Origin of the sequence: uncultured Flavobacterium sp., assembly GCF_951805225.1 — a bacterium.
Taxonomy (GTDB): Bacteria; Bacteroidota; Bacteroidia; order Flavobacteriales; family Flavobacteriaceae; genus Flavobacterium.
In genome coordinates this window covers 1,966,422-1,983,047 of sequence record NZ_OX638201.1, presented here as the reverse complement: position 1 = coordinate 1,983,047, position 16,626 = coordinate 1,966,422, and the positions used below count along the sequence as shown (strand labels likewise).

The 16,626-nt window shown below is 32.9% G+C and carries 14 protein-coding genes; 9 read left to right on the top strand and 5 right to left on the bottom strand.

Annotated elements, in window-relative coordinates; translation table 11 throughout:
• Positions 1-75 precede the first annotated feature (75 nt).
• Positions 76-450 carry a hypothetical protein gene (locus WN975_RS08275; RefSeq protein WP_337966112.1) on the bottom strand — a complete coding sequence of 125 codons (375 nt, stop codon included), beginning with the start codon at positions 448-450 and terminating at the stop codon, positions 76-78.
• Between the two features lie 341 nt (positions 451-791).
• Here WN975_RS08275 and WN975_RS08270 point away from each other — a divergent pair, with 341 nt between their 5' ends.
• Positions 792-2,735, top strand: coding sequence for a metallophosphoesterase (locus tag WN975_RS08270; RefSeq protein ID WP_337966111.1), 1,944 nt, complete (start codon positions 792-794; stop codon positions 2,733-2,735).
• Between the two features lie 396 nt (positions 2,736-3,131).
• Here the strand turns inward: WN975_RS08270 and WN975_RS08265 are convergent, their stop codons facing one another.
• Positions 3,132-4,193, bottom strand: a complete 1,062-nt coding sequence (locus tag WN975_RS08265) for a phosphatidylinositol-specific phospholipase C1-like protein (RefSeq protein ID WP_337966110.1) — start codon at positions 4,191-4,193, stop codon at positions 3,132-3,134.
• 264 nt (positions 4,194-4,457) lie between these two features.
• Here WN975_RS08265 and WN975_RS08260 point away from each other — a divergent pair, with 264 nt between their 5' ends.
• The 7 genes from WN975_RS08260 (at position 4,458) to WN975_RS08230 (ending at position 13,664) form a co-directional block, all read left to right on the top strand.
• On the top strand, positions 4,458-4,982 hold the full coding sequence (locus WN975_RS08260) for an RNA polymerase sigma-70 factor (RefSeq protein ID WP_089351515.1): 525 nt from the start codon (positions 4,458-4,460) through the stop codon (positions 4,980-4,982).
• Positions 4,983-5,065: 83 nt separating this feature from the next.
• A complete protein-coding gene (locus tag WN975_RS08255; protein ID WP_337966109.1) occupies positions 5,066-5,989 on the top strand; it encodes a FecR family protein in 924 nt (307 codons plus the stop codon).
• 76 nt (positions 5,990-6,065) lie between these two features.
• Positions 6,066-9,356 (top strand): TonB-dependent receptor, encoded by a 3,291-nt coding sequence (locus WN975_RS08250; RefSeq protein WP_337966108.1) that lies wholly within the window; start codon positions 6,066-6,068, stop codon positions 9,354-9,356.
• A 3-nt stretch (positions 9,357-9,359) separates the two neighbouring features.
• A complete protein-coding gene (locus WN975_RS08245; RefSeq protein ID WP_337966107.1) occupies positions 9,360-11,129 on the top strand; it encodes a RagB/SusD family nutrient uptake outer membrane protein in 1,770 nt (589 codons plus the stop codon).
• 301 nt (positions 11,130-11,430) lie between these two features.
• Positions 11,431-12,078 (top strand): OmpW family outer membrane protein, encoded by a 648-nt coding sequence (locus WN975_RS08240; protein ID WP_337966106.1) that lies wholly within the window; start codon positions 11,431-11,433, stop codon positions 12,076-12,078.
• Positions 12,079-12,230: 152 nt separating this feature from the next.
• On the top strand, positions 12,231-13,013 hold the full coding sequence (locus WN975_RS08235) for a DUF2490 domain-containing protein (RefSeq protein ID WP_337966105.1): 783 nt from the start codon (positions 12,231-12,233) through the stop codon (positions 13,011-13,013).
• A gap of 276 nt (positions 13,014-13,289) precedes the next feature.
• Positions 13,290-13,664, top strand: a complete 375-nt coding sequence (locus tag WN975_RS08230) for an STAS/SEC14 domain-containing protein (protein ID WP_337966104.1) — start codon at positions 13,290-13,292, stop codon at positions 13,662-13,664.
• A 227-nt stretch (positions 13,665-13,891) separates the two neighbouring features.
• Here WN975_RS08230 and WN975_RS08225 read toward each other — a convergent pair whose 3' ends face one another.
• From WN975_RS08225 to WN975_RS08215, 3 genes are all read right to left on the bottom strand, one after another.
• Positions 13,892-14,167, bottom strand: coding sequence for a PrgI family protein (locus WN975_RS08225; protein WP_099708178.1), 276 nt, complete (start codon positions 14,165-14,167; stop codon positions 13,892-13,894).
• A gap of 30 nt (positions 14,168-14,197) precedes the next feature.
• Positions 14,198-14,596 (bottom strand): hypothetical protein, encoded by a 399-nt coding sequence (locus WN975_RS08220; RefSeq protein WP_337966103.1) that lies wholly within the window; start codon positions 14,594-14,596, stop codon positions 14,198-14,200.
• Positions 14,597-14,785: 189 nt separating this feature from the next.
• The gene (locus WN975_RS08215) at positions 14,786-15,124 is read right to left on the bottom strand and encodes a hypothetical protein (protein ID WP_337966102.1); all 339 of its coding nucleotides are present in this window, start codon (positions 15,122-15,124) and stop codon (positions 14,786-14,788) included.
• 1,111 nt (positions 15,125-16,235) lie between these two features.
• Between WN975_RS08215 and WN975_RS08210 the strand changes: the two genes are divergently transcribed.
• Entirely contained in the window at positions 16,236-16,622 is a 387-nt protein-coding gene (locus tag WN975_RS08210) for a helix-turn-helix transcriptional regulator (protein WP_099708175.1), read from the top strand.
• The last annotated feature ends 4 nt before the right edge of the window (positions 16,623-16,626 follow it).

The following is a 16,626-nucleotide window of genomic DNA, read 5'->3' as shown; positions in this document are numbered from 1 at the left end:
AAAGGTTTTTTTTTGTGTTCAAACCCGACAGGTTTTTAAAACCTGTCGGGTTTAATTGCGTTTACGATAGTATTTTCATGCAGATTCCCATTTTCCGTTTTGCTTTGCGATATCAATCAAAAGTTGACCATGTTCTGTCATTAAACCTTGTTCAATCATTCTTTCTGCGCGATCGCGATTGGGCTGACTCCATTTACTTTTTTTAGGATTTCGAGGTGTAAAAGTCAGATAATAACTTTCACCATCACGTTTTTTGCACAAACTATCAATCCATCCAAAACATAGTGCTTCTTCGGTGGCATCGATGAGGTTAATGCTTTCGACTTTACTTTTTTTATGGTATAAAATCAACCAAACCGATTTTTCAATTTGACTGTTTTCCTGAAGCCAATTCCGCCAATCTTTTCTGGTTTGGGCATAAATGGCTAGTTTTCCATCTTTTGTTTCCATAACTAATCCGAATTTGAATATAAATTTAAGGAAAATTTTTTACTGTAAAGAGTAGGGGGAATTTAACCGCAAAGTGCGCAAAGTTTTTTTTCTATGCGTGGTTTTATAAAAACGCAAAGTTCGCAATGCTTTGTCAATAATCAGCTTTGCGAACTTTGCGTTTACTAAGCGCAATCCAGAACAAAAAACCTTTGCGCACTTTGCGGTAAAATTATGACCTACAATAAACATTATCATTAGGTAACAATACGATAAAGGTATTTCGGGTTTTAATCCATAAAATTGCAAATCCTCATTTATGATTGCGCCCACTTCATAAATCCTTTTAAAATTTTAACCTAATGAATTTAAAAATTATATCTATCCATAAAACCTATTTTATACTTCTGTTTTTTCTTTTTTTTAATTCCAATATTTCGGCACAAAAGCAAACCAAACTTGACGGTGTTCAGATTGCTTTTTTATCAGATGTGCATTTGCAGGATTTATTCGGAACATTTTCTGATAATGATTATAAAGGTGTTTTGAATACGAAAACGGGGAAATACACGTTAATGAGAACAATGGCGTCGCAGTTGCATTCGACCCGAATCTTCAATGAAAACTATTTTGCTTTTATTGCTGCTTTGGAAGATATCGCCAAGCGAAAAATAAAATATGTAGCACTTCCGGGCGATTATACAGATGACGGTCAGCCAATTCATGTAAAAGGTCTGGAAAAAATATTAGAACAATATAAAAAGAAATACAATATAGAATTTTTTATCACAACAGGAAATCACGATCCTGTTGGGCCTTTTGCACAAGAATCAGGCAAGGAAGATTTTCTTGGTGCAGAAGGAAAAAGTCAACCCATTTATAGCAAAGAAGGCCTTTATAAGCCAAACTTAACAATCGAACAGCCTGTAGTTGTAACCGCCGATATTGCTAAAATGGGTTATCTTGGAATTACGGATAATCTGAAAGATTTTGGTTTTTATCCAAATAAAAAATACAAATTCTGGGCAACTCCATTTTCTACTTATAGTTCTCAAAATTATAGTTTCGAAAAGGCTTCACAAGCCGCTCAATTGTCAAACCGAGTTTATAATGTTACGCCCGGTTATGAGGTTCCGGATGTGAGTTATGTCGTTGAACCTATCGACGGACTTTGGTTAATGGCAATCGATGGTAATGTTTATATTCCGAAGAAAAATGATGGAGATCCAAAAGATCCTAAAAATTATTCAGAGGCAAGTACGGGTTATAATAACGTGCTTTCGAATAAAAAACATCTTATAAAATGGGTCGAAGAAATTTCGGCGCAAGCCAAACTACAAGGCAAAACTTTGATCGCTTTTAGTCATTTTCCGATGATTGATTTTAATGATGACGCTTCCGCGGAAATAAAAGAATTATTGGGTCCAAATAAATGGCAGTTAAACCGAGTTCCTGTTGAAGAAGTGGCGCAGGTTTTTGCCGATGCAGGATTGAAAATTCATTTTGGCGGACATATGCATATCAATGATACGGGAATGCGCACGACACAAAAAGGAAATACTTTGGTAAATATTCAAACGCCTTCATTGGCAGCATATATTCCTGCGTATAAACTATTGACTATAAAAAAAGACAATCTTGTAGACATTCAAACGATTACAATTGATGCCGTTCCGAGATATAACGAACTTTTTGATTTGTATAAAATGGAATATAAATTCTTAGAAAGTCAACAAACAAAAGACATTTGGAATATTGATATTTTGAAAACCAAGAATTATCATGATTTCACCGATTTTCATTTGAAGGAATTAGTTCGTTTAAGATTTCTAAAAGATGATTGGCCAGAAGGATTTAAGAATTTTATTTTGAATGTTTCTGCAAAAGATTTATTCATTTTAGCGAATATTCAATCGGTTAAAGATTTTGATTATAATCTTGAGCATAAAGATGATTTTCAAAAACAATGGATTGAAGCCGAAGGAAAAACTGATTTAATTTTATCGGATAAGAAAATAAAACGGGAGGATTTAAACTGGACAGGTTATGATTTATTAGTGGATTTCTACCGTTTTAGAAGCGCTGATGAATTGGCTTTAGCCGATGTTGGAATCGCGAGAGCAAAACAATATAAAGTCTTATCTCAATTGTTTTTTGAAAATCATAAAGATGATGCTTCAAAAGATAAACCGTTGCAAAACCAAATGCGATTGTTCCTGATTATCTTCAATAAATTCATGCACGAAGTTCCTGCTGATCATTTTAGTGTTGATTTGAAGAACGGCGAAGTTAAAAGCGAAAAATAGTTTCAAGTTTATTTTGTTTCAGGTTTCAGGTTTTACTGTATGTGAAAATTGGAATGAATTTAACCGCAAAGCGCGCAAAGGTTTTTATATATAAGGTTTTATACAAAACGCAAAGTTCGCAAAGCTAAGTGATAAAGCTTTGCGAACTTTGCGTTTACTAACTGCAATCCACAACAAAAAAAACTTTGCGCGCTTTGCGGTTAAATTTTTATTCATCCCAACTTGAAAACTGAGACTAAAAACTATTTTTCTCCCTATATAAAACGCAAAGTTCGTAAAGCTAAGTGATAAGGCTTTGCGAACTTAGCGTTTACTAAACGCAATCAACAAAAAAATACTTTGCGAACTTTGCGGTTAAATTTTTATTTATCCCAACCTGAAAACTAAGACTGAAAACTATTTTTCTCCTGTAACAGGATTCACTCTCACATAAGTTCCATCATCGTATTTTATTTGATAAGGAGAATTAAAAAGTGTACTTGGCAAATAATAATCGGTGGTTATGATTTGTGCGCCTGATTTTTTGGCTGCTTCAAAGTGTGAATAATCGTTTTTGCGAGCTTCTTTAGTATCTGAATCGGCTCTTGTACGGATTATATATCCTTTTTTGACTAAATCTGTGATTCTTGGATCTTCAGAATTGCCTATTAATAATGCTGCAGCTTCTGGTTTTCCGGGATCTGCGCAAATAAAAGCGACACGTTTTTCCAGCGAAGGATGATCTAAAGCATACATATCTCTTTTTGCTCCGTTATTGTCGAGGATAAACAAGAATTTACCTTTTGCTTTTTTTAGTGTTGGCCAATTGTTGTTTAGAACGGCTTCTTCGAGGGTTTTGTATTTTCCGCGAACCATATCCGGCGTGATTAATTTATTACCTAATCCTTTTCGAAGTTCTTTGTCTAAAGCGTCAAATAATTCCGGAGTAAATTTTTCTGCTTTTGTACCCAAGAAACTATCATCATCTTTTGGTTCCAGCGTAATAAAAACAGGAATGTGATTTGGATTTGCGTCTGACCATTTTTTTAATTCCGCCAAAGCGATTTGTAGCGTATAACAAGAGGTTCTGAAATCAATATCGATCATATGAAAAACTTTAAAACCTGGCTTATTCATTTCTCCTTTTGGATCATAAGCGGCTTCAGATTTTACAAGATCTAATCCTTTTGGGTGTGCATATTTTCCGCCTTTACTATCGGCCTGAACATCAATTTCTAAATTTCTAAGTCCTTTATTTAATTGTTCTGTAAGCGAAATATGTGTGTATTGAAGACCTTTCAGAGATCGAGAAGTGTCTTTTGCCTGAATGAAATTGTATAAATCGGGTTCAATATTCTGACGGTAACTGTTGTGTGATCCAATTACTTGTATTTGATTAATTTTTAGTGTGTCATTTTGCGCTTGTACGCCGTTGTGGATTGCGCCCGCAAGAAATAGTGTAAACAGAATTTGTTTCATGATTGAAAAGTGTAATTTTTATTAGTACTGAGGACGCAGCATTAGAAAATCACCTTTTTTAGAAAGCACTAAAGTAGATACGCTATTTGGTTTTTATGTTAGTTAAAGAAAAAGAAATCGCAAACCAAGTGTCATTTTTAGGTAAAAAAAGTAGTATTAGTAAAACAAATGAATTCATTCCTTAATTTAAAGATAACGTTCAGGAAAAAAACTTTGGTATAACATTTTATTATTTTACATCACCAAATAGTCCCCAAATTAGTTATGAAGAACCCTGAAATTTTTGAAAAAACGTATACTGAATACTGGAAAAAGCTGAATGCGTTTTCGTATACGATGACTCAGGATAAAGACTTGGCACAGAACATTGTTCAGGATGTTTTTATCGATTTATGGGAAAGAAAAGACGACTTGAATATAAATGCTATTGAACCATATTTGTTTAGAGCAGTAAAAAATCAGGTTTTCAAACATTATCAAAATAACCGCTTTGACAAGACGATTCTTGAAGATCAATTTGAAGATTACATTATAGATAATTTTGCGACGATCGATCCTGAATTAATGGATTTACTTTATTCCTTATTAGATAAACTTCCGGAGAAACGAAAGGAAGTTTTATTGATGTACAAATTTCAGGATATGTCTATTGATCAGATTGCTGATGAACTTGGAATTTCTAAACAAACGGTTAAAAATCAAATTTCTTCGGCGTTAAAACAATTGCGCGAAGGCTTAAAAGACCTTGCGTGGCTTGCTCCATTCATTATTTTGAATCAAAAGTTTTAAGATAACTTTCTGTTAATGGTTTCATAATATTTCTCGATAGTACGATTTTGCATTTCCAGTACTTACTAGTAATAATAAGTATTATGATAAAAAGAATCAAGCACAGTTTAGAATATCTTATAGATAAAAGTTCTCGAAATAAAACTTCTATAGCAGAAGAAAATTTATTAAATGATTTTGCTTTTACGCAATATCAACTTTCAAAATGGAATGATGCTTCGATGGGAAATTCAGATGAAGTTTCTCAGGAGATCTACGAAAATATTCAACTTAGAATAGGGAAGAAAAAAAGCTTTAATCCTTATTTAAAATATATGGCAGCTGCCAGTATTCTTTTTCTTGTTGGTTTGGGTTTTTACTTCAAATCAAATATTGCTGTCGAAAAGCAACTTTCATTTAAAACCTCAGATTCCCCCAAATCTATCGAATTAAGTGATGGCTCGAAAATTTATCTGGCAGCAAATTCATTATTTCAATATCCTGAAAAATTTGAAGGAGATGAAAGAAAAGTTTCGCTATTAAAAGGAAATGCATTTTTTGAAGTTGCCAAAGACAAAAAACATCCTTTTATCATTTCTTCGGGCGAAATAAAAACCAGAGTTGTCGGAACTTCATTTCACATTCAGTTATCAAAATCAAAATGTGAAGTAATTGTCGTTACCGGAAAAGTAAATGTTAGCTCAAAAGGACAAAGTGTTGACTTGGTTCCAAATGAAGAAGCTTTGTTTGAATCTCAGAAACTGACGAAACAAATGGCTGATAAATCATTTTTGGTTAATTGGTACAATACGGATGTGACATTAAATCAAACTACTCTTAAACAGGTTATTACCATTTTACAATATAAATACGGTGTTTCATTTAAATACAATAATGAACAAGTATTAGCAACGCCATTAACGGTGTTCATCAAGAAGGACGCATCATTAGAGAATGTTTTAGAACAAATTAATTATATCACAAACCTAAAATTCAAAGTTTATGACGAAATAGTAAAAGTGGATTAAAAACAAAAAAAAAGCAGTTGCTGAGAACAACTGCGATTAATAATTAAGTATCGATAAAAAACCAATAACTTAAATCATGTATTTTAAACTTTCCTATTTAAATCTAAAGAGAATTTTCTTTTTAGTACTGGCATTACTGGCCATTCAAAATGGTTACAGTAAAACTAATTTCCTAGAGAATTCAAAAGTAAAAAATAAAACAGAAAAAGCTACACTTGTTTCTATTTTTTCAAAATTAAGCAAACAAACAGATTACAAATTCAGTTACGGTCAAGCAATTATCGCTGATAATACGGTGTATACTGTAGATTTTTCAGATGATTCTGTAACTTTAATTTTAAGTGATCTTTCTAAAAAAGCAAATTTTAACTATAATATTAATGGTAAATTAGTTTTAATTCAAAAAACAGAAGCGCCAAAAACTATCTCTCGCAAAGCAATTGACAGAGTTAAAGTTAAAGGAAAAATTGTTGATGAAAATAAAGTGCCAATTCCTGGTGCATATATCAAGGAAACAAGTTCTTCAAATTCAACAACTTCTAATTTTGATGGAGAATTTGAAATTACTGTTGGCGAAGGCAAAACGATCGAAGTTACCTATATGGGTTATAAAACCAAAACTGTTGTTGCACAAACTGGTTTCATGACAATTCAATTGGAACCAAATACTGCTGAATTAAGCGAAGTTTTGGTTGTAGGTTATGGTAAACAAGCTAAAAGAGATGTTACCGGAGCTGTTACGCAACTTGAAGCGGCAAATTTTAGACAAGGAGTTACTGTTTCGCCTGATAATTTATTACAAGGAAAAGTAGCCGGAGTTCGTGTTGTAAGCACAAGTGGAGAACCGGGAGCTGGAGTAAACGTTACGATTCGTGGTGTTGGATCTATCAGAAGCGGAAGTACGCCTTTGTTCGTAGTTGATGGTATGCCGTTGTCTAATGATGATGTAAGTCCAAGCGGAACAAATGTTGGTTTTGGAAGTTCGACTGCAAAAAATCCATTAAACTTCTTGAATTCAAGTGATATCGAATCGATTACGGTTCTTAAAGATGCTTCTGCTTCTGCTATTTATGGAGCAAGAGGATCAAACGGAGTTGTTTTGGTTACAACCAAAAAAGGTTCTAAAGGTGAAGGAACATTAACGTATGACTCTTATATGGGAGTTTCTAATGTTGCTCACAAATTGGATGTTTTAAATGCAAGTGAATATAGAAATGCGATAAAAGATAAGTCTTTTGATCATGGTGGAAACACAGATTGGCAGGATGTAATTTTTAGATCTGCGATTACTACAAACAACGCTTTGTCTTTTGCAAAACAAACAGAATCTGGAAATTATTATGCGTCTGTTGCGCAAATGGATCAACAAGGAATTATTCGTAACAGTAATTTCAAACGTCTTTCTGGTAGAATTAATGCTGCTGAATCATTTTTGGATAACAAACGTTTAAAATTAAAAGTGAATCTTACAGCGAGTCAAACTGTAGATGACGGAGTTCCAACAAGTGATGACGGTGGTTCTAACGGACAATTGGTTATTCATACTTTGATGGCAAATCCAACAAGATCAGTTTTTGATGCAAACGGAAAATACACGAATTTTAATATGAATGCGCATTATAATCCTGCTTATTTATTAAGTATTTATGAGGATCAAACGAATACTTTGCGTGTTTTAGGAAATCTTGAAGCTTCTTTTAGAATCGTTAACGGATTAGAATATAAATTAAACGTTGGTGTAGATCGTTCAACTTCTGAAAGAAATACTACTATTTATCCAAACATAACTGATATAAGTAAAATTGGTAAATATGTTCAGAATAATCTTGATTCAAAAAACTCATTAATCGAGCATTATTTAACGTACAACGGAACATTTGGAAAACATAAAGTAGAAGCTTTAGGTGGTTTCTCTTATCAAAAATTCGAAAGATCAGGAACAAGTTTTAGTATTGAAGGTATTACTGAAAAAGGTGTTGGTGTAAAACCGGAAATCAACCCTGGATTCAAAGGAATATTGCCTGTACTTTCTGGATATGCTCAGGAAAATGAATTGCAGTCTTACTTTGGAAGGTTGAATTATACTTTCAACGAAAGATATCTTTTAACGGCTTCGATGAGAGCGGATGGTTCGACTCGTTTTGGAGATAATAACAAATACGGTTACTTTCCTTCATTTGCTTTGGGATGGAATATTTCTAAAGAAAGTTTCTTAGAAAATGTAACGGCTATCAACAACTTAAAATTAAGAGCAAGTTGGGGACAAACAGGAAATCAGGAAGTTGAAAATAAAATTACGAAAGCAAGTTATTCTTTATCTGGTGCTGACGGGTATTATTTATATGATGATTTAAATTTAGTAAACGGAGTTTCTGTAGTAAGAACAGCAAATCCTGAATTAAAATGGGAGGTTGTTACCCAATACAATCTAGGTTTAGATTTTAATTTATGGAGAGATAAATTGTACGGAACACTTGATTATTTCAACAAAACCACTACAGATGCAATCTTAAACGTTACTTCACCGCTATTAAGCCCAACACCAACAGTTTGGACAAATCTTAGTAATCAAGGTAAAATCGTGAACAAAGGTTTTGAGTTTATGTTAGGTTCAAAATTAGTTGATACTAAAGATTTTACTTGGAATGTAGATGTAAACGGAGCAACATTAAATAATAAAATTGAAGATTTACCAATTTCAGAAATCCTAACAGGAACTATTTCAGGACCTGGACAATCTGGCGTAAATGCTAATATTTATAAAAGTGGTTATGCTGCAGGATCTTTCTACTTGTTGCAACACATAGGTTTTGACAGTAAAGGCGGTAACATCTTTAAAGATCAAAACGGAGATGGTAAAATTGATAACAGCGACAGAGTTATTATCGAAGGAGCTTTACCAACTTTTTACTACGGATTTAATAGTGATATGAGATATAAAAACTTTAGTTTTTCATTCTCAATTATCGGACAAACTGGAGGTTATTTGTTGAACAATACAGGATTAAATGCCTTAAATATCAACAACCTTGCTTCTGACAGAAACGTTTCTACAAATTATTATGAGTCTGGTGCAAACCCAACAAACTCACCAATTTTGTCGACTCTTTTCTTAGAAAAGTCTGATTTTATCCGATTAAATACAGCGCGTATTGGTTATAATTTCGACTTAAAAGGACTGAACTGGTTAAACGGATTAACACTTTATGTAACAGGAAATAATCTGGTTACAATAACGCATTACTCAGGATTTGACCCATTAATTAACAGCCCGAAACCAAGCCAGGGAAACCAATCTATTGGTATTGATTATGCGGCTTATCCAACTTCGAGAACGTTCAGTTTCGGAGCAACTTTAAAATTATAAATCATGAAGACAAAGACATTTTTTAGCATAAAAACTTTAACATTATTCTCTTTTATTATCCTCTTAAACAGTTGTACTGATTTAAATGAAGTTGTTTTAGATGAGAAATCAGGAAATTCTGTTTCAGATCCTGCAGGTTCACTTGCAGCTGCTTATGACAGACTTGGAGACGGAACTTTTACAGATCACGGAGCCGTTTTTGCGATGCAGGAATATACTACTGACGAAGCTATTTTGCCAACTCGCGGAAGTGACTGGGGAGATGGTGGAAAATGGAGAGATATGCACGAATTTACATGGAGTTCAACGAATGCTATTATCGTTTCGAATTGGGATTTATTGAATAACGGTATTACTCGTTCTTTGACTGCAGTTAGGTCAGCAGAAGCCAGTACTTTCCCGGAAAAGACATTGTTTTTGGCAGAATCAAAAGCGCTTTTAGCTTTTTATACTTACACAACATTAGATTTATTCGGACAAGCACCATATAGAGATCCATCGAGTACAACAGCACCTTTACAAATTTTAAAAGCTGATACTCAAATTGATCAGTTAATAAAAGATGTTGAAGCGCTAATCCCTGATTTGGCTGATATTGGTACGCAAAGAACGCACCACGGAAGATTTACTAAACAAGCTGCTTATGCTTTTTTAGCGAATATGTATTTGAATCGTGCGGTTTTTAAAGATCGTTTCAATGCTACGTCTGCTTTTAATTTTAATGAAGCTGCTGTAAGCGGAACTGGAACAGATATGGATCGCGTTATTTATTATACATCATTATTGATCGATTCAGGAAAATACAGTTTAGAAAGTGATTTCTTCAAAAACTTTGCAAGAACAAACGAGAATGGTACAGAACTTATTTTTGCAATTTCTCAAAAGATAGATTACATCCGTAACGGTTCTAACAGTTTTGCTTATGTATGTATGGAACGTAACCAGAGAACATCTGCCGCAAACAGAGGAACAAATGCTGCTTGTACAACTCCGGAGTTCTACGCATCTTGGGATGGAAATCATGACGATCCAAGATTTGAACAACATTATCAATATGCTGATGGTACATGGTTTATGAATGATGGTACAGATGTAAGTGTTCCTGCAACAGACATTGTACCTAAAAGTAGTCCGGGATTGCCTTGGTTCCATTTTAACAGAGGTATTCAGGCTGGGCTTCAATATGGTCCTATATTATTGCCTTCAGGATCTCTTGAAATGGCAGGTAATCGTATAAAAGTTTCTCCATTATTTATGGAAAAAAGCACGACTACCAGAATGAATTTTACACCATCATTGACATTTGCAGATCCTACGAAATCTGTTTTTGCTCAAAACGAAATCAATCAGGGAGCTCGTGTTTTTAAATACGAATTTGATCCGGAAGGTGGAAACGGTAACAGTAATGTTGATATTCCGTTATTTCGTTTAGGTGGAGTTTATGCGATGAGAGCTGAAGCTTATTTTAGAAAAGGAAGCGCTGGTTTAGCCATGATCGATCTTAACAAATTGCGTACAAGCAGAAAAAGAGAATCATTATTTGGAAACGCTCCGGGAAAAGCACTTACTACTTTAGACTCAGAGCAGTTATATAAAGAATTAGGTTATGAATTGTACTGGGAATTACAAAGAAGACCAGAAAGTATTCGTTTTGGAAAATTTGATTTAGCAGGAACTGCAAAAGCGGCTTCTCAACCTTTCAGAAGAATATTTCCAATTCCGCAAACGGTTATCGATCAAAAGGTAATTAAACAAAATCAAGGATATAATTAAAAGTTTTGTGTTAGTTTTATTTTTTTACAAATTGCCTGTTTCGAAAGAAGCAGGCTTTTTTTTTATTGGTAATTCAGAACCTAAGTACCTTAGAACCTTAGAAGAATTGGTTTCAAATTCTAATTTGCAACCATTAAACGGCTGTATCTCAAAGATTTTTATTTTCATTTTGGATAATTTTGGAAAAATGTAAAATCAAAGCTATATCTGGCAATTTGAAAAATATTGTAAGGTAAAATTTATAATATAAAACATCTTGCTGCTGTGGCAAAATTGGAAACCCATTAAAAAAAATCAAATTATGAAAAAGAATCATTTATTATTCGTTGTTTTTTTCTTCTCGCTGGCAATGTCAGCTCAAAGTTCAGGAGCATTTTTGCTTAATTTGTACGGAGGTTATACCTTTTCGGACAGAGTAGATTTTGATGATTCATACGCACGTGTCGAAGATGGTTTTGAATATGGTTTAGGCTTGGAATATTTTATAATGGATAACGCTTCTATCGAATTAAAATATAACAGACTTGATACAAATATGCCTCTTTACACAAAGACTGCATTAACTGGTGGTATTACTCCTGGAACTCAACTTAATGCAGGAGACGATAAAGGAGCTATAAACTATGTTTTAGCTGATTATACCTATTATTTTATGGATAGCTCACAACAAGTCCGACCATTTTTAGGTGCTGGTGCCGGTGTTGCGATTCTTGAAACACCAAAAAGCGGCAGTGGAACTTATTTTGCCTGGGAACTTAAAGGAGGTGTAAAAATCAAAACCAGTTCACCATTATCAATAAACCTACATGCTTATTTGCAATCTATGTCGGCTGCTGTTGGATATGATTATTATTGGACTTACTATTATGGACCTGTAGCAGTTAATGATTATGTGTCGACATTTCAATTTGGACTTGGAGCTTCTTTAAGTTACGATTTTAGCAAGTAAAGAACTTTCGATAAAAAACTTCAATTATTGATAAAATAAAGATCAAAAGCGAAAATGCATTCATTTGTGTTTTCGCTTTCTTGAATACCGGTAATAGTAAGATTTGTGCAAACAAAAACAAATTCAATCGCAACACAAGCAACACATAAAGCATGAAATATAGTATTTATGTTCTCTTACTGGTATATACCACAATTGTAAAATCGCAAACGGATAATCTAAATCAGTTTTGGAACGAATATGCATTTACAAAAGATTTAAGCCAAAATTGGGTAGTCGAATTAGATGCAGGATTTACTTCGAGCAGTACGCCGGAAGATAAAGCTGTTTTTCATGATATTACACAAACATATCTTCGAGGCTGGGCACATTATTATCCCGGTGACCGATGGAAAATGTCTATATTTTATGCTTACTATTCGAATAAAAATGTACCGGAGCTAAATCAGACTGAAGCACCCGAATGGCGATCAGCATTGCAGGTAAGCTATAGTTTATTGAAAGATTACAGGATAAAAGTAAATTTAAGATTCCGACTTGAAGATCGGCATTTGCATAACGACGACGGTTATTTTGAAGCAGTAGAACGACTTCGGCTTCAGGTCAAAGCAGTTTATCCTATTACAGATCTTAAAATTCACAAAGGCGTATTGTATTCGTTTGCTTCCGAAGAAGTTTTTTTTAAAACGGACAGCCAAGTAGGAGGTCCCGAAAATTTTGACAGAAACAGGCTTACACTTGGATTGGGTTATGAATTTATTAAAGATTTTATTGTTGAGGCTTCTTATAATAACGAAATCATGCCAAGAAAAGACACCAATAAATTCGTTAATGCAGTACAGGTAAAACTCATTTTTAATAATTTTCTTCCAGATCTTATAAAATCCTTCCAACGAACCAAAAAATCTGTTGATGAAGGAAACGGTGGTTTATAAAAAACATGCTCTATAAGAGTTTAATACTCGCAGATTATCAGTAACTTAGTATGTTAAAATATCTAGCAAAACAAAATTAGTTTACAAAGTAAATCGAGAACTTAGCACCTTAGAGCTTCAGTAAATCAGCATCTTAAAAAGCAGGTAGTTATTTTATAATAATACAAAGAGATGATATAATACCTAAACACTATTCTATAGGTATTTTTGATAGGAATTTCGGTGAAAACTAAAAATCACAAACCCGATATTAATAACATTCAAAATAGAAATATCATGATACATCAAATCGACACAACAGATAATATTGTAGCATTTAGAGCATTGGCAGAAGTAACAACAGAAGATTTTTTAACTGTAGTTGTTCCCGCAGTAGAACATTTGGTAAAACAGACTAATGAGATTAATTTTTTATTGGTTTTGGATACTGATTTAGAAAACTTTACTTCGGGTGCATGGTTGCAAGATGCATTATTAGGACTTAAACATCTTGGAAAATGGAATCGTGCCGCCATAATTACAGATTCTGATGAAATAATTTCCTTCACAAACGGATTTAGTTATGTAGTTCCGGGAGAATTTCACGGCTTTAAAAAAGAAGCTTTCAACAAAGCTTTAAATTGGGTCGAAGGAAATATAAATATCTCTTAAAAGCTCGTTTCAAGTTTTCTTTGTTTGCTTCGCCAATTCGGCTTTAAGCCTCGGGTCAGGTTTCAGGTTGAATTCTGATGAAAAAAATAGCCACGAATTCACGAATGATTGTCTACTATTATGTAGAAGTATTCGTGAATTCGTGGCTTATTTTTTTAGATAAAGGTAATCTTCAAACAAAGAAAACCTGAAACTTGAAACAAATTTTTTAAACCTGAAACAAAAAATTAGTGATTGTATTCAATACCACTACTGTCATTGATTTCGCTTTTTGCTTTCGAAACTTTAGAATATTGTTTGTAACAAGCCGAAGCTATTAAAGGCAATGCAAGACTGCCAACAACTGCAGCTGTTTTATTTTGTCCTGCTTTTTTAAGAACGGCACTTGCAATAAGTGAACCTACTCCGGCAAAAAGCAATTGTTTTGTAGTTAGATTTGGCATTTTCGATTTTTCAGGAGTAATTCCGTGAAGTAGAGGGTCTATGAAATTTAAATTTTCCATGATTTTTTGAATTTTGTTTGTTATACTTTATTATTTAGATAGCTTTTCAGTATCAGTTTCTTGTTCGATTTTTTCAATTTCGACTTTTTCTTTTTTTATAGCTTGTCTTAATAATGCAAAAAGGCTCATATAGACATTTGCTATAAAAACAAGCGAAAATCCTGCCAAAATATAGCCGCGCCAATCATTTAAGAAAAGTTTATAATTACAAAGAACCAAAAATGCAATTGTGACATAATGGCTAAAACAGTACTCACAAGTAAAGAGATAAAATGCCTTTCTGCCAAGAATTGTCTTTTCGTTTTTAGAATGTTTAATGCACCATTCTCGAGGTTCTTTAAAAATTTCTTCATGCGTAACCGTCCAACTTATACAAGCAATTGGAATAGCGAGAACAAAAAGCCAGATGATTTGAATTGTTATATCCATATGTTACTGCATTTTCTAAAATCAGTTTAATTTCTTTAAAACTGATAATTTAAAATTACGGTAATCCGAAGAAGAAAAATTATATAGTTTTAATTTTTTCTTATAGAATTTCATGCCGATTATAATCAAAAGCAGGTAACTGCCAAGAATAATTCTTAGCAGTTATCTGTTTCTACAGGGTGCTATTTTTTAGAAATTTCCAGGTTCAAGACTCGGAAAAGGATCGTGAGATATCTCATCAGAATCATCTTCATCCTCAGAATCATCATCGTCGAGATCACCGTCTTTTTCTAAAGTGTTATCCACATTTTCTGAATCTTCGTCATTTGTGATTTGTTCCTCGCCATTTATGATCGCTTCTTCATTTGGAGTATTTTCGTTTCTGTTATAATCATTTGTTTCATGATTAATGTCAGTTATCAATTGCTCTTCTTCATTAAAAATGTTGTCAGCATAGTTGTTTTCCTTTTCGATAAGAGTATCAAGATCACTATAATCGCGATAATTCTGGTTGTTTAGCTTTTCCATGATATTTTATTTTAAGTAGTTTTTGTGGCTTATTTTCGAACTTAATTTTACAGGCTTTTACATTTGCTAATTTACCCCAGTAATTTACGCAAAATATTACAAAATATGTGTTTCTATTTCTATAATTCTCAGTTGATTATATTGTAATCTTTTAAATATTTTGGTATTGAAGGATTTTTTAGGAAATTGAGTTCTTTATTTAATTGTCAGAAATTATTTCTCCAGTAAAAAATATTTAAGATAAACATCGAAAAAACTAAAAAGTAAGACTTGTTTTATGAAAATCTAACTATGATAGGTTTTAAATTGTAATTAGGATTTAATTATAACTTTTAGTTATATTCTATGAGATGTGTTGTAAGAAAAAAAAGAAGTTATTGCGTAATATTGCGGAAGAGAGTTTATTGCATTCAAAAAACTGCAATATTCCTTAAACAAATCCCTAAATTGTTTTTACCTACTATTTATTATGTTCATTACTCTTACCCCAAATCAAGTCCATTTTTGTTATGGCAAAAATCAATGGCAATATTCTTTTGATGAAATAATTGAACTTGGTATATCCCGAAAAAAGAAAACGTATTTTCTCGTCAATGCCATCTTTATTCTCGTCACCGCGATAGCTTATTATTGCATGATTTTTTCGGATATAATCGACGTTTATTATATCATTCCAACCTTATTGTGTTATACATTTCTTATCATTTTAAGATTTAATGATCGCACAGAATTTGAATATTTCGTTTTGGTTCGGGATATTTATCAAAAAGAAATTTCAATCAAAATCAAAGCCGAAGACCGGAATCTCATAGGCAGGCAAATAGATCAATACTTGAACCTACAGTTTGATCGAATGATAAAGAAAACTGCCTAATCTACTAAAATTTTACTAAATGTTATTACCTCCAATTTCCAATTATGATTTGGTATGCATTGTTATTGCTGTAATATATGGATTTGTAATTATTGCAAAGAAAAAATAACAAAATACCCGATTTCATTTCCCTACAAGTGAAATAGTTTTAGCATACAATTCAAGATGGAACTGCTGTAATATCAGATTTTGATATTGAGTTGTTTTGTCTATTCTACATCCCCCAAACCAAAAAATATGTCTACTTCTATAAAAAATAAAATTAAAAGTATCAGAGAGCTCAAAAATTACACACAAGAATACATGGCAGAACAACTTGGCGTTACTCAGGCAGGTTATAGCAAAATTGAAAAAGGAAAAACCATTTTATCCTATGTAAAGCTGGTCGAAATTGCCCGAATTTTAGAAGTCAGCGTCGAAGATATTCTAAGTTTTGATGGTCAGCGATATTTCGGAAATTTCAATAAAGTTATCGGAAACAACAACGGAAGCATTCTGATTAACACCGAAAATACCACAACGTTAAAAGTTCTCTACGAAGATAAAATAAAGCTCCTCGAAAAACTTCTTCATAAAACAGAAGCAGAACTGGAACGATATAAAGATAAATTTGGAGAAATCTGAATTT

Bases quoted from the DNA above. Each gene is read 5' to 3' on its own strand.
- WN975_RS08240 (WP_337966106.1), top strand. From the start codon at position 11,431: ATGAAAAAGAATCATTTATTATTCGTTGTTTTTTTCTTCTCGCTGGCA.
- WN975_RS08245 (WP_337966107.1), top strand. From the start codon at position 9,360: ATGAAGACAAAGACATTTTTTAGCATAAAAACTTTAACATTATTCTCT.
- WN975_RS08225 (WP_099708178.1), bottom strand. From the start codon at position 14,167: ATGGAAAATTTAAATTTCATAGACCCTCTACTTCACGGAATTACTCCT.
- WN975_RS08270 (WP_337966111.1), top strand. From the start codon at position 792: ATGAATTTAAAAATTATATCTATCCATAAAACCTATTTTATACTTCTG.
- WN975_RS08275 (WP_337966112.1), bottom strand. From the start codon at position 450: ATGGAAACAAAAGATGGAAAACTAGCCATTTATGCCCAAACCAGAAAA.
- WN975_RS08230 (WP_337966104.1), top strand. From the start codon at position 13,290: ATGATACATCAAATCGACACAACAGATAATATTGTAGCATTTAGAGCA.
- WN975_RS08210 (WP_099708175.1), top strand. From the start codon at position 16,236: ATGTCTACTTCTATAAAAAATAAAATTAAAAGTATCAGAGAGCTCAAA.
- WN975_RS08215 (WP_337966102.1), bottom strand. From the start codon at position 15,124: ATGGAAAAGCTAAACAACCAGAATTATCGCGATTATAGTGATCTTGAT.
- WN975_RS08260 (WP_089351515.1), top strand. From the start codon at position 4,458: ATGAAGAACCCTGAAATTTTTGAAAAAACGTATACTGAATACTGGAAA.
- WN975_RS08255 (WP_337966109.1), top strand. From the start codon at position 5,066: ATGATAAAAAGAATCAAGCACAGTTTAGAATATCTTATAGATAAAAGT.
- WN975_RS08250 (WP_337966108.1), top strand. From the start codon at position 6,066: ATGTATTTTAAACTTTCCTATTTAAATCTAAAGAGAATTTTCTTTTTA.
- WN975_RS08235 (WP_337966105.1), top strand. From the start codon at position 12,231: ATGAAATATAGTATTTATGTTCTCTTACTGGTATATACCACAATTGTA.
- WN975_RS08220 (WP_337966103.1), bottom strand. From the start codon at position 14,596: ATGGATATAACAATTCAAATCATCTGGCTTTTTGTTCTCGCTATTCCA.
- WN975_RS08265 (WP_337966110.1), bottom strand. From the start codon at position 4,193: ATGAAACAAATTCTGTTTACACTATTTCTTGCGGGCGCAATCCACAAC.